Genomic DNA, 22,820 nt, shown 5'->3' with positions numbered 1-22,820 from the left:
GTGTTGAAATGGATAATTGAAAATGAACATCAGGGACTGATTATTCGAGAATATTTACAGCGGATACAAGCTTTCTCCAGAAATGTAATTAAAGCAATCGTTCATGATGGTGGGGAAATCAGTGTGAATGGGTCACCCAAAACGGTTCGCTATCAATTAGAAGTTGGTGATACGCTTTCTGTTACATTTCCAAAAGAGAAAAAAGGGCCTTTTATGATACCTGAAGAAATACCGCTTTCAATTGTTTATGAGGATGAGGATGTCTTAATTATTAACAAGCAGCCGCATACTGCAACTATTCCATCCAATATTCACCCTTCAGGAACTATTGCAAATGGGGTTCTTTTCTATTATGAAAACCACGATATACCATACACAGTTCACATTGTAACACGACTTGACAGGGATACCTCAGGATTATTACTGATTGCAAAACACCGTTACAGTCATTCGATTATGGCAGCATCACAAAAGGCAGGCAGGATAAACCGACGCTATCATACAATAGTAGAAGGCCATCTACAAAATAAAAAAGGAACCATCGAGGCTCCTATTGGACGCAAAGAAGGTTCCATTATTGAAAGAACAGTAACAGCAACAGGGAAGCCTGCTATAACGCATTATAGTGTTGTGGAAGAGTCGTTAACCCATTCGCTCTTGGATGTTCACCTGGAAACAGGGAGGACTCACCAGATACGCGTACACTTTTCAGATTTAGGCTATCCAATAGCAGGGGATGACCTGTATGGAGCTTCCACACAATCGATTAGTCGTCAGGCACTTCACTGTTACCAGCTTTCATTCATGCACCCTTTAAGGAAAGAGAGAATGAATTTCACAATACCTACAGCTCATGATATGGCCGAATTGATTCACTCAAAATAGTGAAATTTCTCCTCGACTAAAGGCTGTTTTGATTGTACAGAAACGACTTTTTCCTCGGGTAATCGAAAAGCAGTCAACATATTTCCGAATACACATCCAGTATCAATATTAATTGTTTTATTAATGGTACGCGGCTGTTTTATCGGTGTATGGCCATAGACAATCCAGTAACTACCTTGATAATCCTGGGCCCAATCGCGTCTGATCGGACGGCCATCCTCGTCAAACTTTCCAGTAATATCACCGTATAGGACGAACGTTTTTACTCGTTTATCCGTCCGTCCTATATATTCTTCCTTAATTCCTGCATGCGCCACGATCGTTTTTACTTCCGGTATTTCCAGATATAATGGAGTATTTTCATATAACTCGATAAATTGTTCTTTTACCGTTTGCTGTTCAGACTTCGGTAATGATGTATATTCCGCTACCGTCGTCTCTAAGCCATACCGCTGCTTAACATCATTTCCTAAAAAGTACCGATATAATTTATTGCAATGGTTACCTGGAACATAACGGGCTTTCTTGTGAACAATCACCATATCATATACAAGTTTAATTAATGCTATGGAATGTGGACCCCGATCGGTAATGTCACCTAGAAATACAGGCGTTCTGCCGTCAGGGTGCAAGAAGATTCGCCTTTCATATCTGTAGCCTAATGTATGAAAGAGCTCTTGAAGCTCCTCCATACATCCATGTACATCACCGATAACGTCAATTTTCATTATTCTTTCCACCTAGCCTCGCTAAACATATATTCTTTCGTTCTCGAATGCACATTAAGAACAATTCCAATCGACAGCATATAGGTAATTGTTGAACTACCGCCATAGCTTAAGAATGGGAGCGGGAGTCCTGTAATAGGCAACAGCTGGATTGACATGCCGATATTTTGGAAAATCTGATAGGCAAACATACCAACAATACCTGTTACAAGGTAGCTGCCGTAAGTATCGTTACTTAACAATGCGATGTGGATCAGACGATAAACTAACAGGAAAAATAACATTACAACAAGACTTGCGCCTACAAAGCCAAATTGTTCTGAAATTGCAGTGAAAATCATATCGGTATGGCGTTCAGGCACATAAACCTCCATATCACCAATACCTTTTCCAAATAACTGGCCTGATCCTATTGCCATCATCGCCAAAATCAACTGATAGCCCGCATCATAATTTTGCTGCGGATTTAACCAGCCGTAGAACCTGCTTGAGACGTGGTCAAATACTGATTCTTCCAGGAAAACAGCGATTGGCCCAGGGAATAAATACCATGCGACAATTGCCAGCAACACAATATCAATTACGATAAAAGCAATTGAAAAAAGAATTCGCCACTTAACACCTGACACGAGAATCATAAAGCCAGTTATCGCTATCAGAACTAACAATCCACCCAGATCAGGCTGTACTGCTAATAAAGCCATTGGGGGAGCGGAAATGATAATTATTTTCGCAAGCAGTCCTAAATCACTTTTAATCGTTTTCTCGATATATTTAGTGTTATGACGAACCATTACATGTGCAAGTGTCAAAACAAGAATTACCTTCATAAATTCACCAGGCTGGATCGTTCCTATCACCGGAAATTTAAACCAGCTGATAGCACCATTTGCTTCATGGACAATTCCAGCCGGAAATCCAGCGAAAAGCATAAGCAGTGAAGTTAATCCAATCCCATATAGTATCCAGGTAATTTGATGAAAACGGTCATAATCAATAAGCATGACTGCAGTTATTACGATTCCCCCAGCTATGAACCATAATGCTTGTTTAAGCATAAAATTTGACCCGTCATATTTTTCAGGTAAGCTGGGTTCGATTGTATATAAAGTAAATAAACTTACTAACCCTAAGAGTATTAAGATGAATACCAGCGTATAATCAATATTAAGATTTTTCATATTTAACCATGCTTTCTGTATAATCTTGTTTGTTTCTATCCTTTAGCAATTTTACACGATAATGACAAATAAATTAAGTCCTCTTTTCAAAAAGAAATAAGCAGGAACATATTGGGAGTTAATTTTATAATGTCTTTTTCCATGCTATAATTACCGCAGGACAAAGATAGAAGAAGGATGTGATCATATGGAACATATAGATAACCAATTGCAGAGCCTTATAAAAAATGAGCAAATAGAAGCATTCCGAGATGAATTTCTGGATTTGCATCCATATGATCAAGCTGTGTTTTTTATGGAACAGCCAGAAGATATCCGACTACGAATTTATATGTACTTATCACCTGAAGAAACTGCAGATTTTATGGAAAACATAGATCTTGACGATATTGAACCGTTTTTCATGGAGATGGACCCCCGTTTTGCAGCGATGGTATTGGCGGACATGTCGACTGATGATGCGGTAGATATTTTAAATGAATTAGAAAAAGATGCCGTTGTAAGTTTTCTCACGATAATGGACAATAAAGCTGCCAACGAGATTAAACAGTTGCTGCATTATGAGGAAAAAACTGCCGGCAGTATTATGACAACGGAGTTTGTAGCGATATATCAAACCAAAACTGTAAAAGATACAATGCAGTATTTGAAGGCTGAAGCTCCAGAGGCTGAGACAATTTATTATTTATATGTAGTTGATCAAGATAAACGGCTTGTTGGAGTGCTATCGTTACGCGATCTGATTATTGCTGATGAAGATACACTGATATCGGATTTAATGAATGAAAAGATTGTTTCCGCATCGGTTGCTAAAGACCAGGAAGAAATTGCTCAGATGATGCGTGATTACGACTTTCTCGCCTTACCGGTAGTTGATTTCCAGAATCATTTATTAGGAATTATTACTGTCGATGATATTTTAGATGTTATGGATGAGGAAGCAAGTGATGACTATTCTAAACTTGCTGGTGTATCTGATATGGATCGGCCAAATGATAACGCATTTGTTTCGGCAAAAAAGCGCCTGCCATGGCTTGTCATATTATCGTTTTTGGGAATGCTGACAGCGAGCTTGATTGGTCAGTTTGAAAATACACTTGATGAGGTTGCAGTTCTAGCGATTTTTATCCCGTTAATAGCGGGAATGGCCGGGAATACTGGGACACAGGCGCTAGCTGTTGCAGTTCGCGGACTTGCGAATGGTGATTATGGCAAACAGGGGAAGATGAAGCTGGTGTTACGTGAAGCTGGGACAGGGTTAATAACTGGGACAGTTTGCGGACTAGTCATTACTATTATTATTTTCCTATGGCAGGGCCAGTTCTTTCTCGGTTTACTAGTAGGCTTATCGATTATGGCAACGCTGATTGTTGCAACACTAGCAGGATCACTAGTACCTATCTTGATGGATAGACTAAATATCGATCCAGCTGTTGCATCTGGGCCATTTATCACAACAATCAATGACATCATTTCAATTCTTATCTATTTTGGAATGGCGTCCGCATTCATGAGCTTTTTAATTTAGGCGAAATACACAAATCCGAAACTGGGTTCATATAATGGTCTGACTAAAGGAATACAAAGGAGAGAATGCAGGATGGGAGAAAAAAAGTTTGCCAAAAGCCCATTACTCTATATTCATCAGCCATCAATTGGAACACCAAAAGCTCCAATGCAACATCAATACACAACGCCAAAAAAAGCATCTGCTGAACAGGTGGTGGCTCAGGAAACAAAAAGTGTGCAGACACGTACCTTAAGACGTGATAATTTTAGTAAGAAAAGTGAAAGTGAAGAAGATACAAATGAAGACGCAGATGAGAGTGATGAAAGCTCAGACCAGGAGCGGAAAAAATTTAAGGATATGACAATAAACGAGCGCGTGGACTATCTTGTAAATCCACCCAAGCATGTGCCAGCAATGAAATGTGAAGTTAAAACAGATGAACGAAATTATCGAGGTACCATTGTTGATTTCATGGAAGATAATGTGATCATGCGTCTTGGCAGAAGAACATCAAAAACAGAAATACCTTTTGAGTCGATTAATGATATACGTCTTATCGGTTTCTAAAAAAGAAAGTGCGCCGCATTGTTGCTGGCGCACTTTTTTAAGTTTTTTTAGATTAGTTAAAAGCTGAAACTGCAGGAAGGCATGTTATATGACAGAAGCAATTTAAATCAACCGTCATGCAGATGCCTGTAGCACGAAGAGGCTTTGTGTCCTGATCTACTGGATCCTTTGGATTCTCGTCATTATCACCTGGGTCTCTTAATAATTCAACTACAGCACAGCAATCATCCATCACACGCTTAACGCGGAAGTAGAAGCTTGCTTTAACATCCCCAATGTCATCTGGATGAGCACCGAAGCCTTTAAAAGGTTTACAACTATCTTTACAGTATAGTATTACCGGTACTGTGTCTAATCCATTGCCATTGTCTGTTTCCCCAAGCAAATCATTGATGGACCGTTCGCAACTCGTGTCACATTGATTTTCTACAACATCATTTTGTGCATCAACTATTTCTTTTAAAATATCGCATACACAGTTACCTGTATCAAAGTCTTTTCCACAACCCATGAATTATATCTCCTTCCTAAATATTATTGACTTGTTGTCTTTAATAGGATATGTGTCAGTGGGTATATGGTGTGGGCATTCGTCAGCATTATCAAGATATTTATAACAGAAATCTTTTTTTATTTGGGGCATTTGTCTATACCCATTGAAAAAAGATACATAGACTAATAGCGACCATGAATCTCAAAGGGAGTGTTAATGAAATGTCTGATAACAGAAAAGTTATTCATGTTAAGGATTTAGTAATAAAAGCAGATAATGTTTACTTTGACAGACCTGATCGTCGTCGCAGAGATCCTTTTTTCGGAGACAGGCAGGATGACGATGAGAGCGTAGAAGGTACTGAAAGCTCAAGTCATCGGGACCGTGATGACGAAAGTTCAAGTTCAGATTCAAACGACAACGATAATCGTGGACCTTTTTCCTGGATATAAAAAGCAGAAGAATACAGACAGCTTTGGGTAGCTGTCTTTTTCTTAGTTAAGAAACCAACATGGCTGCTGAATGCGCAGCCACCATCTATCATGAAAATTAAAGTTAGCGGACACCAGGGACCTTATTTAGCAAAAATCCACGAAAATGGTGGTGTTTGCGGACACCAAGGACCTTATTTCATACAAATACAGTTAAATAACCATGATATACGTATAATAAGGGCTTCTGTGTCCGGGTAAACTTCGAGAAAGTTGCTTTTATATAGAAATAGCGTCTCCTGTGTCCGCTAAAATCAAGTTATAGAGGTATTTTCATAGAAAATTATAAAATGAAGTGCTGATGATTACTGTTCTTACGAATTAGCCACGCCAGCTCCTAGTAGCCCAACCCGCGTCTGAGATAATGTTTGACTAAAACCATCACATCTCGTGGCAACATCGAACTTCCGGGATATGCTGTCACAGTCCATATGGCGCTGAGCAGGCACTTATGCTATCTAAGGGAGTGAGTGAATGAGAGAAAAGCGTGACATTCGATTGCTTAAGCAGCTGAAAATAATTGAAAAGCATTTAGCTAAAAATGAAAAATGGTTCCAATATCCAGAGAAGAAAATGCAAGTTTTTGAGAAAGAAATGGACGACTGGAATAAAGAGTTTTTGCAAGGGGTTTCCGATTTTGAAAAAATAATGAATGAATTTGAAAAAAGAATGGAATAAATTCCATTAATAAAGGGTATTGTTATATAGGTATCGAATATAGACATAAAATGGTGTTCTTAGCAGTTAAGAAAGTAGATTTCTACTACTACGAATCAATTTAAACAGGTGGAAGGGGATATTCACGATGGGTTATATTTTGCCGATAAATCATTATCAGTATAAAGATTACCAGCAGCGTGTAACTGAAGATAAACAGGATCCTTATTACATTGAAAAACCGTACAAAGCAATGTTGGAAGCAAAACACCTGGATATAGCCAGGCAAGAGGCGCGGCTTAGGACAATTAGAGACTCTGACCACAAGCTATCTGCTGTGAAATCACCAACAGCCGAAAAAATACTTGCCGATGTCACGGGGAAAGGTCTCCATTTTAGTGATAGTATATAATAAAAAAGAAATGGGCCCTTGCCAATTAAGGCAGGGCTCAATTTAACAGGCAAGAAAGCATATAAATACTTTCTTGCCTGTTAAATGTGTGACTAGGTTTTCACCATTAAATCCTAGTGATATGCAGTTTTCTAATGTTAAAAATAACCTAAGTTTCTTTCTCAGTGAACGGCAGTACAAATAATTCATCTTTCCCCTCATTCCACTCTGCATAAAAGACTTCTTTTACTGAATTGAATTCTTGTTTAGTTAGTTCCTGTTCCAGCCAATCCTTCGAAAGATTTGCTTCTTTTAGGTTATCCCACAATACCTCTCCATCATTAATTAATGTAATTGGCAGCCGGATAGTTTTAGGAGCAATATTAAAATCTTGTTTGGTCGTAGTTTGGTGAATGGATTTTTTCATCACGGAAACCGTGCCGTCTGTTTCCAGGATTGCGTACTCAACTTCTGAGACGGAAAATACGTCTTTAGATCTAAGTAAGTGTTGTAACTGGTTGATATCCAGCTTATTTTTCTTCATTTCTTCTCTTATTAATTTTCCTTTATGAATAATGATTGAAGGCTGTCCTTCCAAGAGTGAACGGGTTCCTTTATACTTTTGCGTAATAATTTCTGTCACGTACAAAACAATTCCAGCTACTGTTACTGCAAAAGCAATTTCAATTACCCCAGCTTTATCATCAAAAATTGCATTTCCGACAAGTTCACCCAAGACCAGCGCTGCAATAAAGTCGAACGCAGTTAGCTGTATTATCTGTGTTTTACCCAGTACCTTAGTCAATATAAATAAGGCAAGGAAGCCAAACAATGTTTCAATAAGTATCGGCATTAAATTTTGCATAGAAGCTCCCCCTCATAGCACTTTCTCCATTAGGATATCCGAAAGGGGAAACACCATACATTAGAAAACTTGGCTTTTTAGTTACGGCATTAGTTGCACTTATGTTGCCAAAAAGTTCGTAAATGCTAAAAAAAGCGACAGTCCGTTTGGAAACAGACTATCGCTTTTAAATTAGTTCTTTTACCATTGCTACATGCGGGATGCCAGCGTCCATGAATTCACCGGAAATTGTTTTGTATCCGAGCCGCTGGTAGAAATCAATCGCATGTGTCTGGGCATTCAATTTGGCTTTATCATAGCCTTCATTTTTGATGATAGCTTCCATTGACTCAATCATTTGTGCGCCATTGGACTTGCCTCGCTCGTCCTTAAGAACACAAATTCGTTCTAATTTGCCGTAACTGTCAACAAAACGTACCCGACTGGCTGCTATAGGCTTGTCATTATCGTAGCCAATCAAATGAATGGCTTGCTCGTCAAACGCATCTAGCTCCTCTTCAGGAGGTACGTTTTGTTCATCAACAAAGACTGCTGTTCGTACGTTATATGCCTGCTGTCTCTGGTCATTTGTCTCAACTACTTTTATTCTCACACTTTTTCCTTCCCAAAAACAAACGATTCATAAACAGTCCATGTTCCATTATCCAATTGATACAGAAGCTGAAAGCGATCTACAGTATCCTCAAATTGAATGTCTTTCATTTGCATGCTGCCAAACACATCGGAATACTCATCCTGAGAAAGCTTCTGGGCAATCGTAATATGCGGTACGAAGTTGTACTCCATATTTTCAGGAAACTTGCCCGTCTGCATTTTTTCGAATAAATCGATAATCTGCTGAGTTGGCTCGACCTTCAGATAGATTGTGTTTGTAACCGGCGCAAACGTACTCACTTTGTTGATTTGCAGCTTAAACGGCTCTGTATCATTTGCGATATGCTTTAATTCTGTAACAAGTTCATAGATTGTTTCATCATCAGCTTCAAAGGCTTCCTTAAGTGTAAGGTGTGGCGGAATCAGAGCATAATGCGGATCGTAACGTTTTCTATACGAGTTAATATCATCTTGAATTGGTTTTGATGGAAAAATTGCTATACCATATTTCGTCATAAGAATCCTCCTTCATAATTTTAGAAAACCTAGTTTATCGGCTTATTCTTAATGTTGAATGCCTTTGTTGCACTTATGCAGTATACTAATAACTGCAATAAAATGCTCTAATTGCATTTTGGTCTATCTTTTATTATAACAAAAATTTACTTAATGTATAAAGAAGATTTTCAGAAATTAGTAAATATTTAGCCGAAAAGCGTTGATAGTGCTCGCTTTAAATCTTTTTGCCAAAATTTCCAAGTGTGTTCGCCATCTTCTAATTCATGATACGTATAGCTCATGCCTTTATCCTTAAGTAGTTCATTTAGCCCACGGTTTGGTGTTATGAAATCGACTTGTTTCCCATCTGTTGTATCTACCGCTGTTTCAGCTGTTCCAATCGTATGATAAATATCAATTGAATGGGGGTTTTTGGCGTTTTTAACGGCTTCTGTAACAGTTTCATCAACATAAGGTGATTGCATGATTACTTTGCCAAATGTGTTCGGATATTTCAATGCTGTCATGAGAGCTAGTGTCCCGGCAAGTGAATCTCCCATTAATGCACGGGACTGACCCATATGATAAGTAGGGAGCAGGTCATCAAGGAAAGGGACTGCCTCGTGTACGAGAAATTTGATATAGGCCTGCTGCTGATCACCAGTTGGGTGGTACTTTTTTTTGCGGTCATATTTATCCTGATAATGAATCCCAACAAAAACCGTATTATTAATTTCTTCACTAGCATGCAGCTTATCACTTAATGTGGCAACGCGGCCAAGCTGATAGTAATCGTCACCATCCTGCATTATACAAATGTGGTATTTGTAAAGAGGTGAAAACGATTCTGGCTGATAAAGTTTTAGTGTCATTGTTTCATTTAAATAGTTGCTTTCAATTTCTTTTTCGACCATTGTTCCTTTTCGTCCGATTGTATACACCTCATTTGAATGTGTCTTGTTAGCTTCCCTATTTCTGGCAAAATAAAACAGTTACAAATAGTCTACCATGTTTGGAATCGATATTCTATGCGCGCTGTTTAAGTTGACCTTTGTACAAGTCATAGTAGTTGCCTTTTTGCTCAATTAATGACTCATGTGAACCTTGCTCAATTATTTCGCCATGCTCAAGCATAATTATTTTATCTGCTTCCTGAATTGTATTTAACCGGTGGGCAATTACAAAACTGGTTCGGCCTTGCATGAGCTCTTTTAATGCATCCTGAATTTTTAATTCGGTTACTGTATCAATATTACTTGTTGCTTCATCCAAAATAAGGATTGATGGATCGGCTAAAATCGCTCTTGCTATCGTAATAAGCTGTTTTTGCCCTTGACTGATACCACTGCCATCCTGGTCCAAAATAGTATTATATCCATTTGGAAGCCTTACGATAAAGTCATGCGCATTTGCATTTTTGGCAGCTGAAACAACTTCTGAATCTGTGGCATCCAATCGTCCGTAACGGATATTTTCCCGGATGGTCCCGTTGAAAAGAAATGCATCCTGCAGCACAAACGCCATATGCTGTCTTAGACTTGAACGTTTTATGTCTTTTATATCCACACCATCAAGCGTTATTTCGCCGGAATCATAATTGTAGAAGCGTGAAATTAAATTGATGATTGTTGTTTTTCCGGCGCCAGTATGACCGACAAATGCAACTGTTTGACCAGGGTGGGCCTCAAACGTGACATTCTTTAAAATAGATGTATCTTCATAGGCAAAGGAGACATTTTGGAACCGTACATTTCCATCCGTATTCTTAAGGTCTCTTGCAGTCTGTTCATCAGTTTCTTCTTGTTCCTCGTCGATTACATTGAAAACCCGCTCTGCACCAGCAACAGCTGACAGTAAAATATTAAACTGATTCGATAGCTCGTTTAATGGGCGGGTGAATTGTCGTGCGTACTCGGTGAAAATAACAATTACCCCAACTGTGATAATCTCTTCAATCGCAAGAATACCGCCTACCAACGCAATCAAGCCAAAGCTTAGAAAGTTCAGCATATTCATGACCTTTGGAATAAATCCTGAGATTGTCATCGCCCAAAAGCCAGAGTGCTGGAGGTTTTTGTTCCGTCCCTTAAACTCATTAATCACACGCTTTTCCTGGGAAAAGGTTTTGATTACATGCTGGCCTGAAACAGTTTCCTCAACATATCCATTCAAATCACCCAAATGATTTTGCTGCAGTTTATACAATGGGCCAGTTCGCTTGGTAATCCAGCGTATTCCAAGAAACATTGCTGGTATAATCGTCATCGTAACAGCCGTCAGAAGCGGACTCAAGATAAGCATGACAACTAAAGTACCAACTAGGGTTAGGATACTTGCGAAAATTTGAATAACCGACTGGTTGAGAGTGTTGTTTACATTGTCGATGTCGTTGGTAATCCGGCTCATTAATTCACCATGCTGCCGTTTATCAAAATACGAAATCGGCAGGCGATGGAACTGATGGAACAGGTTTGAACGCAGTGAATATACGGTATTCTGCGCAATGCCTACCATCCAGTAATTTTGTAAAAAAATCGATAATGAATGGAAAAGGTAGATAATAACCAGCCAGATTAACAGCACGCCAAGTCCTGATGCTTCTTGTGTCACGATATAATCATCAATCGCCATTCCGACCATGAATGGCCCAAGCAGACTTAATCCGGAACTGATCAGCACCATGAAAATCACAAGTGCGAGCATCGCCTTTTCGCGAGCAAGGTATGACCAGATTCGCTTGATCGTGCCTGAGGTGTTGCGGGCTTTATCTTTTTTCTCGTGTTGTATGTTTTCAAGCGGAATTTTTTTATATTGAAAAGGATGTTTAATATCTTTAAGTGGCATCAGGAAGCTCCTTTCCAAACTGTGATTCCACAATTCTGCGGTATAGACTAGACTGCACAACTAATTCATCATGTGTACCAAGGGCAAGCACTTCACCATTATCCATCAGTAAAATGCGATCAGCACTCATGGCAGTAGATATTTTCTGAGTAATAATTAACGTTGTGCAATCATCATGCTGAATCGCATCGAGCAGCTTGGATTCAGTCGCAAGATCCAAAGCACTCGTACTGTCATCAAGCATTAGTATTTTCGGACGGCGGATCAATGCGCGCGCAATTGAAATCCGCTGCTTCTGACCGCCAGATAGATTGACACCTTTTTGCCCGATCTTTGTATCGTATTGGTCAGACAAGTCCATAATTGTTTCATGAATTTGCGCATCCCGTGCCGCCTGAAAAACTTCCTCCTGTGATGCATGTTCTTTTCCCCATGCAATATTATCAGTGACAGAACCGGTGAACAGGAGCGGGTTCTGAGGAACATAACCAATACTCCGCCTAAGCTGTTCCAATGTATAGAACGTAATCGGCTTATCGTCAATATAGATATTACCGTTTATTACATTGTACAGCCGTGGAATTAACTGGAATAATGATGTTTTACCAGATCCTGTAGCACCAATTATCGCAAGCTTTTCACCTGGGTTGACCTGGAATGAAATGTCATTAAGTACTGGTTCTTGTTGGTTTGGGTACTTGAATGAAATGTCATCAAACTCAATTTTTCCGCTAGGGACAGCAGCCTCATCCCGTGCATCCTGATGGTCCACAAGGTCAACATTAACACTGAGCACCTGATTTAAACGTTCGGCAGACGCCTTTGCACGCGAAAATGCCAGGATAATAAATGTGAACATTGAAATCGCCATTGCCACGCGTAATGCATAATTCACTATCGCAACAACGTCACCAACTGATGTCTGCCCAGATACTGCTAGTGAGTTTCCGTACCATAAAATGAAAATAAGACTTAAATTCATTACAAATAATAAAATCGGCATCGATGCTTCAATAAAACGAAATGTCGACCGTGTCATCGTTGCCAGATCGCTATTTGCTTTGGTAAATCGCTCTTCCTCATGGTTACGGCGAAGAAATGCTTTGATCAACCGCATCCCAGCAAGATTCTCCTGCATTACGCGGTTTACATTATCCACACGGCTTTGCACCATATCGAACATTTGACTCGCAACCTTGAGAACCCATAATATAAAAACAACAAGAAGTGGCACCGTAATTAGGAAAATCAGTGCGAGCTTAGCATTCACAATAAATGCCATCACCACACCGCCGATAACAATCAATGGTGCTTTTGTCATAATCCTTAACGCCATAAAAATCGTATTTTGCAGCTGCCGGACGTCATTCGTAAACCGCGTAACAAGCCCAGATGTCGGATATTGATTCAAGTTCGCAAATGAGAATGACTGAATCTTATGAAACAGCTTCTCCCGAACATCATAAGCAAATCCCAAACTCGTATGCGACGCAAAAAAGGAATTGAAAATCCCAGCTATAAACGCAGTAAAAGCAAGGCCAATCATAATCAAGCCCCACATCATAATCGTATCTAGATCCTTATTCATAACCCCATCATTAATCATCTTCCCTAGAAAGAAGGGAAGAAGCAGTTCAACCATAAGCTCAATTATTGTCAGGCTATATGCTACTGAAATAGGAATTTTATACGGTTTCAAAAAAGAAAAAACATTCTTCACGTGATGAACCTCCGATGCAAGAAAAACTTGGATTATCGCCATCCTGAAAGGCGAAATATGTGTAAAATCTATTATAATAGGAAAACGTTTTTATTTCGAGTGTGGAAGTATTTTTTGTGGAGTTGTTGTGTTTTTTTTATAGGGGAAAAGGGCGCGAAAACTGAATAAACCCGGGTGAATCCTGAATGTTGTGCCACGAATCCTGAATCACTGGTGCTGAATCCTGAATAAACGCAGAATCATCGTATGAAACTGAATAATCGCTGGCGAAGACTGAATAAATCGAGGTGCTAACACCTGGAGCGGGCAGGGGACAGTATTTTCCGTACTCAGTACAAAAACATATTGACAGAATTTATCATTCTACTATATAGTAATAGTTGTCCGATATTTACTATTTTTACGATTCCGTAGCTCAGCTGGGAGAGCGCATGCTTGACAGGCATGAGGTCGTTGGTTCGAGCCCAATCGGAATCATAGCTAGGAATCCTTGATAGATAAGGGTTCTTTTATTTTGCAATTAAAAAAGTATAAAGCCTTTCTTACTAATCCAATTTGTTAGAGGGCTTTAGTCATTATGCTATGGGTGCGTTTCTACAATAGATAGAAGCGTTTTTTTACTTATGTCTAATTCTATCTTTTAATATATTCTCCACGCATAGATGATTACTTTTATTGAAAAATTCCTAGAAATGTAATTTGTATATAAAAAATTTCGTCTTATATATGAGGAGAAGCAAATCGGGGGGAGAAAAGCTTGGCAGAAAAAGAAGTGATAACAAGATGGTTTCATGAATATAGTGATGACATTTTGAATTTTCTGATCTACTATACAGGTTGCGTTGAGGTGGATGACATGGTTCAGGAAGTGTTTATTAAAGCGTTGAATCGAATTGATACGTTTAATGAATTGTCCCGACCTAAAACATGGCTTTTTAGTATTGCACGAAATGTTGCAATTGATGAGATAAGAAAATGGAAAAGAGAGAAAAATAAAATTGAAAAAGTAGGGAGTTATAAGGAACAAAAGGGTACCCAATCACCTGAAGAGATTTATCAATTAAACGAAACCAATCGAGAATTGTATCGGATTATCAAAACATTAAAGCAAAGTCATCGTGATGTTCTAATATTAAGAGGGATAAAAGAGCTTAACATAAAAGAAACAGCAGCAGTCCTACATTGGAGTGAAAATAAGGTGAAGGTTACATACCACCGAGCATTAAAAGCTCTTGAGAAAAAATTAGGAGGGCTACCTGATGAATAATAATAAATTATCACAGCGATTAAATTCTTTCCCTAAAGATCACCAATTAAATCAAGATACAAAAGAGAAAATTAAACATGTTTTACAAGCAGAGGTTAGGCGAGAAAAGAAAAAGGTGGAATGGAAGGGTCTCAAAGGTTTTATTAAAAAAACAAAGATACCAGTTGCCGTAACTACAGCTGCAATATTATTTTCCTTTTTGCTATTAACGGTAAAGAGCTTTGATTTTAGTCAAACAGAAGATAACAAAAATTCTGTTGATGATCCAGACACAGAATTACCAGCAGAACAGCCAGAGATGGATAAATCAGAAGAAGATAAAGACCAGGACAAACTAAAAGAGGAAAAAGAACAGGTTAGCCCTAGATTGAAAGCTATAACGAAAACACTATCAGATTTTGAACTTCCTAAAGATAATAGAATTACGGGAGAACGGAAAAAAGAATTAGTTGGTAACTACTCAAACTTTGACAAGTTGATTGTTTATAAGAGTGGATATGTCTTGAATAAAGATAACAAAGCAATTGAATCAAGAATATATTTTAATGACAAACCACCAAAAGCAACAGGAACAATAGCACTAGCATATTTTAGAACACTGCTGTTAAAGGAGATATCAAATCATACTAATTTACAAGGTGAACATAGAGTTGATGATGAAAAGATGACTATTACGGAAAAAGATCGTACCATTATGGAGAACTTTTTAAAAAATGACGATCCAAACACACAAAGCGTTCAGGGTTGGGATGCAGTGGAAACAGATATAAATAGTAAACTAAAACGGCTAAACTCCGTAGAAGGTCAATTGCAAGAATACGAAGATTTGTATGATTGGATTAATGAAGCGAAATCCTATTTTAAAAAAGCAAAGGAAATTGGTGTTAAGGATTGGGAGAAGGCATACAGGAAATACATTAAAGGTGCAAAATTTGTAGATGAATTAAAACACGCTATGAATCAATAAGAAAAAGAAAAAATCTCTTGTATCGAAAACATATTAAGAAAAAATACTAAATGAATATAACGCCTTCCTATTTAAATAATGGGCTCAAGTTAAGCTATAAATTGTAAAATCAAAAGGGGTGGTTAGTATGGCGAGAAAAGTATTGATAGTACTCGTATTAGTCTTTTTTGGTATTTCTCTTGTAGGTTGTAGCGCAGGAAGCACACAAAATCAGCACACAAATATAGACGAGGACGAAAAACAAGCCGAAGTGAAAAAAATACTGGAAGATGGAATAGGCCATCATGTTGGTATATATGAGAATCTTCCAAAAGACATCAAAACTTATCTTAAAAAGAAACCTGAAATGCTGAAAGAATTGGTTCAGGGCCCAGACCCAAGATTTATGGCAGTAGTAGACGCAGCAAGGTATCATTTAGATAAAGTGGAGATCAAAGATATAGTTTTTCTTTACAAACATAAGGAGGCGAAATTTTCACACCTTGTAGAGAACGAAAATGGCGAGGAACCACCTGCAATGAAAATTGTGGTTAATAAAGATTTAATTGAAAAGCTAAACAATAATTGATTGGAAAGCAACCTTTAATCGAGGTTGCTTTTATATAAAAATCTAGATTTGTATCTGAATTTATGTTTATGATTGTGAGGAAGGGTAAAGGTTATGAAGTGGAGCACATTACTTTTCTAATGCCATAAAAAGGAATTATTATATAACAGCGAACCCCCCTGGAAAAGAAATTATGCCAATTTTGACAGGCATGAGGTCGTTGGTTCGAGCCCAATCGGAATCATCAAAGTTACTAAGCTGTGAATTCAGGTAATTCAAGGATTCGTAGCTTTTTGCCGTGTAGAAAACTATAAAATTTTAACCCTGTAATAACCTCTCTGTGAAAAAACATCTGCCCTGAGCACAATCCAGTAATAACAGCCTCAACAAAGAGCCTTTCCTTCATCATTAAACAAATTTCTTTCCATTCTTCCGGTTTTGTAATAGCATAGTTCAAGTGATTAAGAAATTAGCAATTGGAGGAACAACTGATGTCTGATCGCAACAAAGGCATTATTTTATTATTAGTATCTGCTTTAGGTTTTTCACTTATGGGGGCTTTTGTGAAGCTTTCTGGTGATTTACCAACAGTTCAGAAAGCATTTTTTCGCAATATTGTAGCTGCTATTATTACATTAGGCATCGTAATATATCATAAAGAAAGATTGTTCGGAAAAAAAGAGCATCAGAAGCTCCTGCTTTCCCGTTCTGCACTTGGGACGGTTGGAATTGTATTGAACTTTTATGCCATTGATCGTTTGGTTTTATCTGATGCTGAGATGCTGAATAAACTCAGTCCGTTCATTCTTATTATATTCTCGGCGGTTTTTCTGAAAGAAATTGCTCGCCGGTTTCAGGTCTTTGCCGTAATTGTAGCGTTTATTGGCGCATTATTCATCATTCAGCCCGAATTTTCCGTAGAGATTTTCCCGTACATTATCGGTGTACTGGGTGCAGTGTTTGCAGCTGGTGCTTACACTTTTCTTCGGGTATTGGGAAATAAAGAAAAATATTATACCGTCGTTTTTTACTTTTCTTTGTTCGCAACAGTGGCGCTGCTGCCGTTCACAATTCTTTTTTATGAACCGATGAGTATAAAACAGTGGGCATTCCTGATCCTGGCTGGGTGTTGTGCCACTGTCGGCCAATTTGGAGTGACGCTTGCTTATAAGTTTGCACCAGCCAATGAAATATCGATTTTCTTTTATTCGACGGTCGTATATTCGGCACTGTTAAGCATTGTTCTATTTGGACAAATTCCAACGATCCTCAGTGTCATTGGCTATATCATCATCTTTGGTTCATCGTTCTATATGTTCTTGAAAAATAACCGGATGGATATGCAAAAAGCAAAATAGACAATATTTATAAAAAAATAAGTTAGCTTGAGAGCAGGGTAGTATCTTTAGTGTAACGGGTTCAGTTTTGGGAGAGAAAAATGCTAATAACAATAGAAATAACATATAAATTAGCATACAATTCGAACCGTATTTAACAGTATAAATAGCAAACTAAAACGCTCAGAAAATAATCTGAGCGTTTTATAACGTAATATTTAATTTTCTTATTCAACTAACGCACCCTATAGTTAAACTTCTAGTTTTTATTCATTATCATTGCGGGTGAATTTGTCAGCTAATTTTGCGCCGATATAAGCACCTAAAGCAGCAATTAAGGCAATTATAATTTCCCTATAACTAGAATTTGGAACGAACATGCTTGCTGCAAAAGCAAATAGACCAGTAATGAGTCCTACCAAAACACCTTGTGACCAACTTCTCTTTCTTTTCATTTCTACCTCCTATGCTTTTATTAGCCATTTTATTTCTAAATCATTAGGAACTGCCTCATCGACAACCCCTTGTTTCACTTTTGCACCCGTTAATGCAATAACAAACCTTTAATCAGATTTCCTAATAAAATGAAAAGTCAAACTGGATAAGACAAATGAAAGTATAATTATTATAGGTGATACAAAAATAAGTCCTATTAAATTTGTTTTATAATTCAAAGGAACAAATTCTTCCCAAACTTCACCTGTAACTTTCCATAACACCATAAAAATTAAAATTGTGAACACAAAATAAATAATTTTTTCTATGAATTTCCTCATTTTACCTCCCCGTCAAACTAGCGCACATCTAAATTTTAAAGAATACAACTAATGCCCCATAAATAGTAACTTTTCTTCTTTCACTAAACTGCGTATATAGTTGAACAAGGGTGCAATCCCTTATTCAAGGAAAGCACCCGATAGTGAAACAGATAATTATATGTCCGTTGGAGTAAGAATGATTTTTTCCTCTTTTAACTCATTATCATTTTTACCTTTCCATTGAACAATAATATACACTTGTTTAATATTGTTCATGGCTACTGGTTTCCCAAACTTTGTTAAATATATTGGCGATGACCCCCCTGTATCCATTTCGGCTATATCCAATACATCATCATCCCACAAGGTTGGAAGATTATCAGACATCAATTCATATTCATGCAATCTACTTCCACGTTCCTCCTCATTTTTTAGAACTACATGAAAAGATAATTTAAAGTAATCTGCAAAAAACTCTGTCTCCCCTTTCATATAAAGCTTGCCTTTACCAATATTTAAACGCTCGTTAGCACTAATTTTAACATCTACAACCTTCCAAGTTTTGCTCTCTCCTGAATATACCTCACTTGTTTGAGTTGGATACATTGATTTATAAAATATTATCCCAAGTATAGTAGAAAAGATTATAAATATTATTACTTTCTTCAACTTTATTCCCTCTTCCTTATTAAACTCTACTGCTGCTTTAGTGGAACAAGGATGCAATTCCTTCTTGTAGGAAAGCACCCTTTAATAAAATAAGATACTTCTGATTGATACAAATAAAACAAATATAAATGCAACTATACTTAGCCAGCCCAATACTTTATAACCCTGTAGAAATGCTTTTATTCCTAATACCAACGTCACTAAACCCAAAAACAACAAATTATATGGCTGAAACTTAAAATCCTCGGTAATCAACCCATACCCTCCAAGAGAAACAACTGTTATTGCAAAAATAATTAGCAAAAAATTCAACAATTAAAAACCCCCATTTAACCAATTTACTACTATTGCTAATTTCTTGTTCAAGTAACCTGCCTCTATAGTTGAACAAGGAGAACAACTCCTTATTCAAGGAAAGCACCCGTTAGGTTAAGTACATATTTTCACAATGTTTCAGCGTCAGCTAATTATTAATCCTAAGATAATGGGTAAAGTCAGCATAAAGATTGAACAACACATTAAAAGTAATGTTGTTGGTTGAGATAGTTTTTTTCGTCCTTTTCCTTTATACCAACCTGAAAATTGGAATCTATTCCTATACAATACAAACAGTGAAACATAAATTCCAAGTGCTGCAATCCACTGATAACTCTCTGTAACTTCGTTTATTGTATAGATATTTCCTATTACTAACCAAACCAGTCCACCTAATAGCATAAATATAAAAATAATACGTAGTAGCTCTAAAATTACTCTCATCGTCTCCCCTTAACCGCCCCTTTGGCTCCACAACAGCACCAAAGGGCTTATAGAAATAAAGCCACCCTTTAGATCAAGATGATTTCTCTGCCCAAAAATTTACATATAAGTTTGTAACTGTCACATCAATCATTCCTTCTTCTTCAAAATCAGGATTTATATTGTCTGGTAAATCTAAATAAAATCCAAACTCTTCTACATCACTTGTATCTTCAGAAGGACTTAATTGATAAGTATCACCTCTATACGTTGCTTTTGCTTTCGCCTGAAATTTACTAATTAAATCATCATTATTATGTTGGAGTTCCACACCCGATACTAGTGTTGCACCACCTAAACTATAACTTCCACTTGACCTAAAGAACATTTCATATTCATTTGAATTATGAGCGATTACTTTAAACATATAAATTTGGTTTTCTCCATCCTGAAAAAGCACTTTTTCTTTGTTACTCTCCAAATCATTTAAATCAATCTCGATTGTATTTTCTCCTTCAACAGGGTGTGCATTATTATGATAATCTTCAATGTTAGTGGTAAAGTAATTTATCCCTTGTGTCCGAAGATTATATGTTTCCACTGCTAGAGGTACAAGCACAACACCAAGAACTATTATTGCTGCTGCAATATATACCGTATTTAGATTTAGGAATCGTTTCATTGAACTCCCCCAATTCACAACATTTTTATTTTCGCCATAAGCCTAATTCCATTTTTTTACAAAACTGTTTTGTTAGTTCAATAAGAAATGCCTTCCTAATTGAAGTAAAGCACCCAATAGTTTAAGAAGCCTCCTAATAATTTCGTTGTTTTTTGAGAAACATACACAAGAGGTGATTTTATGGATAAAGAGGAATTAAAGCTCACATCGGCTGAGATAGGGACACTGTGGGGGGAATATGTAAATGGAACAGCCGTTGATATTATCAACAAATATATGCTATCCATCATTAAAATGAAAAGATAAAAACGCTTTTTGAAGATGCGATAAAAACATTTGCGAAACAGAAAAAACAAATAACTACTTTTATTGAAAACGAAGGATTTCCCATTCCCATTGGGTTTACCGATTCAGACCTTAATACAGGGACAAAAAGATTATTTTCAGACATATTCTGTTTGCATTATTTACACATTATGACCTTACATGGTTTATTAGGGCATACAACATCGCTTAGTTCATCTGTAAGAAAAGATTTACGAAATTTTTATGATTCCTGTGATAATGACGGAAAAAGAATGTACCATCAAACGATTGAATTATTACTAGAAAAAGGGCACTTCCAAAGGGACCCTTACTTTTATCCTAAAGCAACCCCTGAATTTGTTTCAGGTCAACAGTTTTTAGATGGTTTTTTTGGAGACCAACGTCCTTTAGCTGCAACCGAAATTATCGCTATTTCATTTAATATGAAAAAGAAGGTAATGGAAAAAACTCTTTCCATTGGTTTTAGTCAAGTGGCACAATCAAAAGAGGTTAGAAAATTTTTAATGTCAGCACAGCAAGCATCGGACCAGCAGATTCAATTATTAGGTAAAATATTGCATCAAGATAATTTACCAATACCAATGTCTTGGGAATCAGAGGTGACAAATTCTCAGGATTCTCCTTTTTCAGATAAGTTAATGTTGTATCACATTGGATTCTTATTACAAGCTGCACAAGCTTATCATGGAACAGGATTAGCATCAGCCATGCGGACAGACCTTGTAATGACTTATGAAAAAATCATATTGAAAAACCTCATGGTTACAAAAGAGTGGTTTAATTTGATGACTAAAAATAAATGGTTAGAACAACCACCATTTGCTCCTGATAGAAAGAAAATTGCAAAAGACAAATAATACACTTTTATGATGCTTCAAGAATAAAGGGGCATTTTATTTTTAACCAAAATTCTTCTTAAGTTAAACTGCGTCGTTAGCACAATAACTCCCATATTCATTTTAACATAAAATTCTATTTATTTTCTTCAAAAAAATAAACCTTTGATTAAGGTCCGCACGGCATCTTCAATTTTTGCATCCGTTAGTGATATATCATATGTAATCCATAAAAACCAATCATTTATTCTTACTTGACTTATAAAATCTTGCGGCAGTCACTAAAATACCTCCAACTATGAGTAAAGGCATTGAGTATGGAGAAGATTCTGGTGCATCTTTAAGAAAGTCCAATACTATGCCAATTAGCATTAAAATTGTTCCAATAATAAATAAAGCTCTGCGTAATTTATTATTCAAAACAACCATCCTTTCAAGTTTTCCCCATTCCATTTTATCTCGGAAAATAATTACATTATATTGATGAAATTTATTAATTATCTACGTCTTAAGTGGAACAAGGGTGCAATTCCTTATTGAAGGAAAGCACCCGTTTATTTAATATCTTTGTTATTGTCCAACCTTTAATGGACCAGCTTCAACTAACCATTCATCAATGGCTTTAGCCGAATAATAGAACTCATTTCCAATTTTTATATATGGAATGACACTTTTGGAAATATCTTCACTGATAAACATTTGAATTTCCTCTTCTGTAAGCCCAAGGTATTCTCCTAATTCAGATTGACTTAATAAGAGTTGTTGCTTCATCGCTTCTGTTTCTTTTTCTTTAAGTGCTTCACTATTATTTAAACCACTCGAAATTAACCAACTTCCTATCACAATAGCAATGGCTAATGAAAATATTGATGTTGCAATTAAATTGTTTTTCATTATTTGACCCCTTCTGTATTTTTAACGATTCAGGTGTAGTAAAGTTTCAACCTTCTTCAACTAACCTGCTTCGTTAGTTGAATAAGCTCGTTTTGTTTTTCTATCCATATTTTAACATAAAATCCCAGAAAACCTTTCCATAATATAGAACAACTCACTATTAGCATCACATACCACATTTAAAGCAACATTGCTTTTAACACTCGTTTTCACACCTTAAATGCACAATGTACATAAATTTATGTACGTTTGTTAAAAAGATTGCTATTTACTATATTAATCTGGGTCTTAAAAATAGACAAACGTTGTCATATCAATAAAAAAAGGAGTACGAAACGCTATGCGATTTGTGCTCCTTTTTAGTATGTTATTTA

General features: G+C 36.9%; 26 protein-coding genes, 1 tRNA gene and 1 pseudogene. 12 read left to right on the top strand and 16 right to left on the bottom strand.

All coding sequences use genetic code 11. The features are described 5' to 3' along the window. Entirely contained in the window at positions 1 to 885 is an 885-nt protein-coding gene (locus J2Z82_RS00675) for an RluA family pseudouridine synthase (protein ID WP_342453587.1), read from the top strand. On the opposite strand, the gene prpE is transcribed toward J2Z82_RS00675, so the two are convergent. Together prpE and J2Z82_RS00665 are read right to left on the bottom strand one after the other, a co-directional pair. Further along, on the bottom strand, positions 873 to 1,613 hold the full coding sequence (prpE, locus tag J2Z82_RS00670) for a bis(5'-nucleosyl)-tetraphosphatase PrpE (protein WP_209478874.1): 741 nt from the start codon (positions 1,611 to 1,613) through the stop codon (positions 873 to 875). The two genes, J2Z82_RS00675 and prpE, sit on opposite strands and share 13 nt — an antisense overlap. Then, positions 1,613 to 2,794 (bottom strand): FtsW/RodA/SpoVE family cell cycle protein, encoded by a 1,182-nt coding sequence (locus J2Z82_RS00665; protein ID WP_209478873.1) that lies wholly within the window; start codon positions 2,792 to 2,794, stop codon positions 1,613 to 1,615. Before J2Z82_RS00665 ends, prpE begins: the two co-directional genes overlap by 1 nt. Positions 2,795 to 2,981: 187 nt before the next feature. Between J2Z82_RS00665 and mgtE the strand changes: the two genes are divergently transcribed. Next, entirely contained in the window at positions 2,982 to 4,322 is a 1,341-nt protein-coding gene (gene mgtE, locus J2Z82_RS00660) for a magnesium transporter (protein ID WP_209478872.1), read from the top strand. A 72-nt stretch (positions 4,323 to 4,394) separates the two neighbouring features. Next, complete coding sequence (locus J2Z82_RS00655) at positions 4,395 to 4,871, top strand: CotO family spore coat protein (protein WP_209478871.1); 477 nt, start codon at positions 4,395 to 4,397, stop codon at positions 4,869 to 4,871. 52 nt (positions 4,872 to 4,923) lie between these two features. On the opposite strand, the gene J2Z82_RS00650 is transcribed toward J2Z82_RS00655, so the two are convergent. After that, positions 4,924 to 5,382, bottom strand: coding sequence for a CotY/CotZ family spore coat protein (locus J2Z82_RS00650; protein WP_209478870.1), 459 nt, complete (start codon positions 5,380 to 5,382; stop codon positions 4,924 to 4,926). A 203-nt stretch (positions 5,383 to 5,585) separates the two neighbouring features. Here J2Z82_RS00650 and J2Z82_RS00645 point away from each other — a divergent pair, with 203 nt between their 5' ends. The 3 genes from J2Z82_RS00645 to J2Z82_RS00635 all read left to right on the top strand — a co-directional run bounded on the left by J2Z82_RS00645 (position 5,586) and on the right by J2Z82_RS00635 (position 6,924). Further along, positions 5,586 to 5,816, top strand: coding sequence for a hypothetical protein (locus tag J2Z82_RS00645; protein ID WP_209478869.1), 231 nt, complete (start codon positions 5,586 to 5,588; stop codon positions 5,814 to 5,816). A 513-nt stretch (positions 5,817 to 6,329) separates the two neighbouring features. Then, positions 6,330 to 6,533, top strand: coding sequence for a hypothetical protein (locus J2Z82_RS00640; protein ID WP_209478868.1), 204 nt, complete (start codon positions 6,330 to 6,332; stop codon positions 6,531 to 6,533). Positions 6,534 to 6,660: 127 nt separating this feature from the next. Then, entirely contained in the window at positions 6,661 to 6,924 is a 264-nt protein-coding gene (locus tag J2Z82_RS00635) for a hypothetical protein (RefSeq protein ID WP_209478867.1), read from the top strand. A 148-nt stretch (positions 6,925 to 7,072) separates the two neighbouring features. Here the strand turns inward: J2Z82_RS00635 and J2Z82_RS00630 are convergent, their stop codons facing one another. The 6 genes from J2Z82_RS00630 to J2Z82_RS00605 all read right to left on the bottom strand — a co-directional run bounded on the left by J2Z82_RS00630 (position 7,073) and on the right by J2Z82_RS00605 (position 13,424). Continuing rightward, positions 7,073 to 7,768, bottom strand: a complete 696-nt coding sequence (locus J2Z82_RS00630; protein ID WP_209478866.1) for a DUF421 domain-containing protein — start codon at positions 7,766 to 7,768, stop codon at positions 7,073 to 7,075. 166 nt (positions 7,769 to 7,934) lie between these two features. Continuing rightward, the gene (locus J2Z82_RS00625; RefSeq protein WP_209478865.1) at positions 7,935 to 8,360 is read right to left on the bottom strand and encodes a GNAT family N-acetyltransferase; all 426 of its coding nucleotides are present in this window, start codon (positions 8,358 to 8,360) and stop codon (positions 7,935 to 7,937) included. After that, positions 8,357 to 8,878 carry a YjcG family protein gene (locus J2Z82_RS00620; RefSeq protein WP_209478864.1) on the bottom strand — a complete coding sequence of 174 codons (522 nt, stop codon included), beginning with the start codon at positions 8,876 to 8,878 and terminating at the stop codon, positions 8,357 to 8,359. Before J2Z82_RS00620 ends, J2Z82_RS00625 begins: the two co-directional genes overlap by 4 nt. 188 nt (positions 8,879 to 9,066) lie before the next feature. Continuing rightward, on the bottom strand, positions 9,067 to 9,792 hold the full coding sequence (locus J2Z82_RS00615; RefSeq protein WP_209479160.1) for an alpha/beta hydrolase: 726 nt from the start codon (positions 9,790 to 9,792) through the stop codon (positions 9,067 to 9,069). A gap of 94 nt (positions 9,793 to 9,886) precedes the next feature. Then, positions 9,887 to 11,704, bottom strand: a complete 1,818-nt coding sequence (locus J2Z82_RS00610) for an ABC transporter ATP-binding protein (RefSeq protein WP_209478863.1) — start codon at positions 11,702 to 11,704, stop codon at positions 9,887 to 9,889. Continuing rightward, on the bottom strand, positions 11,694 to 13,424 hold the full coding sequence (locus J2Z82_RS00605) for an ABC transporter ATP-binding protein (RefSeq protein ID WP_209478862.1): 1,731 nt from the start codon (positions 13,422 to 13,424) through the stop codon (positions 11,694 to 11,696). The genes J2Z82_RS00610 and J2Z82_RS00605 overlap by 11 nt, the downstream gene beginning before the upstream one ends. Positions 13,425 to 13,828: 404 nt before the next feature. Between J2Z82_RS00605 and J2Z82_RS00600 the strand changes: the two genes are divergently transcribed. The 5 genes from J2Z82_RS00600 to J2Z82_RS00580 all read left to right on the top strand — a co-directional run bounded on the left by J2Z82_RS00600 (position 13,829) and on the right by J2Z82_RS00580 (position 17,563). Further along, positions 13,829 to 13,901 (top strand) — tRNA-Val (locus J2Z82_RS00600). A 280-nt stretch (positions 13,902 to 14,181) separates the two neighbouring features. After that, positions 14,182 to 14,691 (top strand): RNA polymerase sigma factor, encoded by a 510-nt coding sequence (locus J2Z82_RS00595; RefSeq protein ID WP_209478861.1) that lies wholly within the window; start codon positions 14,182 to 14,184, stop codon positions 14,689 to 14,691. Beyond that, positions 14,684 to 15,658 carry a hypothetical protein gene (locus tag J2Z82_RS00590; RefSeq protein ID WP_209478860.1) on the top strand — a complete coding sequence of 325 codons (975 nt, stop codon included), beginning with the start codon at positions 14,684 to 14,686 and terminating at the stop codon, positions 15,656 to 15,658. Before J2Z82_RS00595 ends, J2Z82_RS00590 begins: the two co-directional genes overlap by 8 nt. Before the next feature lie 127 nt (positions 15,659 to 15,785). Next, complete coding sequence (locus J2Z82_RS00585; protein WP_209478859.1) at positions 15,786 to 16,226, top strand: hypothetical protein; 441 nt, start codon at positions 15,786 to 15,788, stop codon at positions 16,224 to 16,226. Positions 16,227 to 16,696: 470 nt separating this feature from the next. After that, positions 16,697 to 17,563 carry a DMT family transporter gene (locus J2Z82_RS00580; RefSeq protein WP_209478858.1) on the top strand — a complete coding sequence of 289 codons (867 nt, stop codon included), beginning with the start codon at positions 16,697 to 16,699 and terminating at the stop codon, positions 17,561 to 17,563. A 245-nt stretch (positions 17,564 to 17,808) separates the two neighbouring features. On the opposite strand, the gene J2Z82_RS00575 is transcribed toward J2Z82_RS00580, so the two are convergent. The 5 genes from J2Z82_RS00575 to J2Z82_RS00555 all read right to left on the bottom strand — a co-directional run bounded on the left by J2Z82_RS00575 (position 17,809) and on the right by J2Z82_RS00555 (position 20,389). Further along, a complete protein-coding gene (locus tag J2Z82_RS00575) occupies positions 17,809 to 17,997 on the bottom strand; it encodes a hypothetical protein (protein WP_209478857.1) in 189 nt (62 codons plus the stop codon). 477 nt (positions 17,998 to 18,474) lie between these two features. After that, entirely contained in the window at positions 18,475 to 18,969 is a 495-nt protein-coding gene (locus J2Z82_RS00570) for a hypothetical protein (protein WP_209478856.1), read from the bottom strand. An 81-nt stretch (positions 18,970 to 19,050) separates the two neighbouring features. After that, on the bottom strand, positions 19,051 to 19,284 hold the full coding sequence (locus J2Z82_RS00565) for a DUF3953 domain-containing protein (RefSeq protein ID WP_209478855.1): 234 nt from the start codon (positions 19,282 to 19,284) through the stop codon (positions 19,051 to 19,053). A 144-nt stretch (positions 19,285 to 19,428) separates the two neighbouring features. After that, the gene (locus J2Z82_RS00560; protein WP_209478854.1) at positions 19,429 to 19,728 is read right to left on the bottom strand and encodes a hypothetical protein; all 300 of its coding nucleotides are present in this window, start codon (positions 19,726 to 19,728) and stop codon (positions 19,429 to 19,431) included. Between the two features lie 73 nt (positions 19,729 to 19,801). Continuing rightward, the gene (locus J2Z82_RS00555) at positions 19,802 to 20,389 is read right to left on the bottom strand and encodes a hypothetical protein (protein ID WP_209478853.1); all 588 of its coding nucleotides are present in this window, start codon (positions 20,387 to 20,389) and stop codon (positions 19,802 to 19,804) included. 180 nt (positions 20,390 to 20,569) lie between these two features. Between J2Z82_RS00555 and J2Z82_RS00550 the strand changes: the two are divergent. Then, positions 20,570 to 21,573: pseudogene (locus J2Z82_RS00550) on the top strand (DUF3231 family protein). A 219-nt stretch (positions 21,574 to 21,792) separates the two neighbouring features. On the opposite strand, the gene J2Z82_RS00545 reads toward J2Z82_RS00550, so the two are convergent. Together J2Z82_RS00545 and J2Z82_RS00540 are read right to left on the bottom strand one after the other, a co-directional pair. After that, positions 21,793 to 21,972, bottom strand: coding sequence for a hypothetical protein (locus J2Z82_RS00545; RefSeq protein ID WP_209478852.1), 180 nt, complete (start codon positions 21,970 to 21,972; stop codon positions 21,793 to 21,795). Positions 21,973 to 22,122: 150 nt separating this feature from the next. Further along, entirely contained in the window at positions 22,123 to 22,446 is a 324-nt protein-coding gene (locus tag J2Z82_RS00540) for a MerR family transcriptional regulator (RefSeq protein ID WP_209478851.1), read from the bottom strand. Positions 22,447 to 22,820 lie beyond the last annotated feature (374 nt).

It is taken from the genome of Virgibacillus litoralis (assembly GCF_017873675.1).
In the GTDB taxonomy this organism is placed as follows: domain Bacteria; phylum Bacillota; class Bacilli; order Bacillales; family Amphibacillaceae; genus Lentibacillus; species Lentibacillus litoralis.
This window is presented reverse-complemented; position numbering and strand designations above follow the sequence as displayed.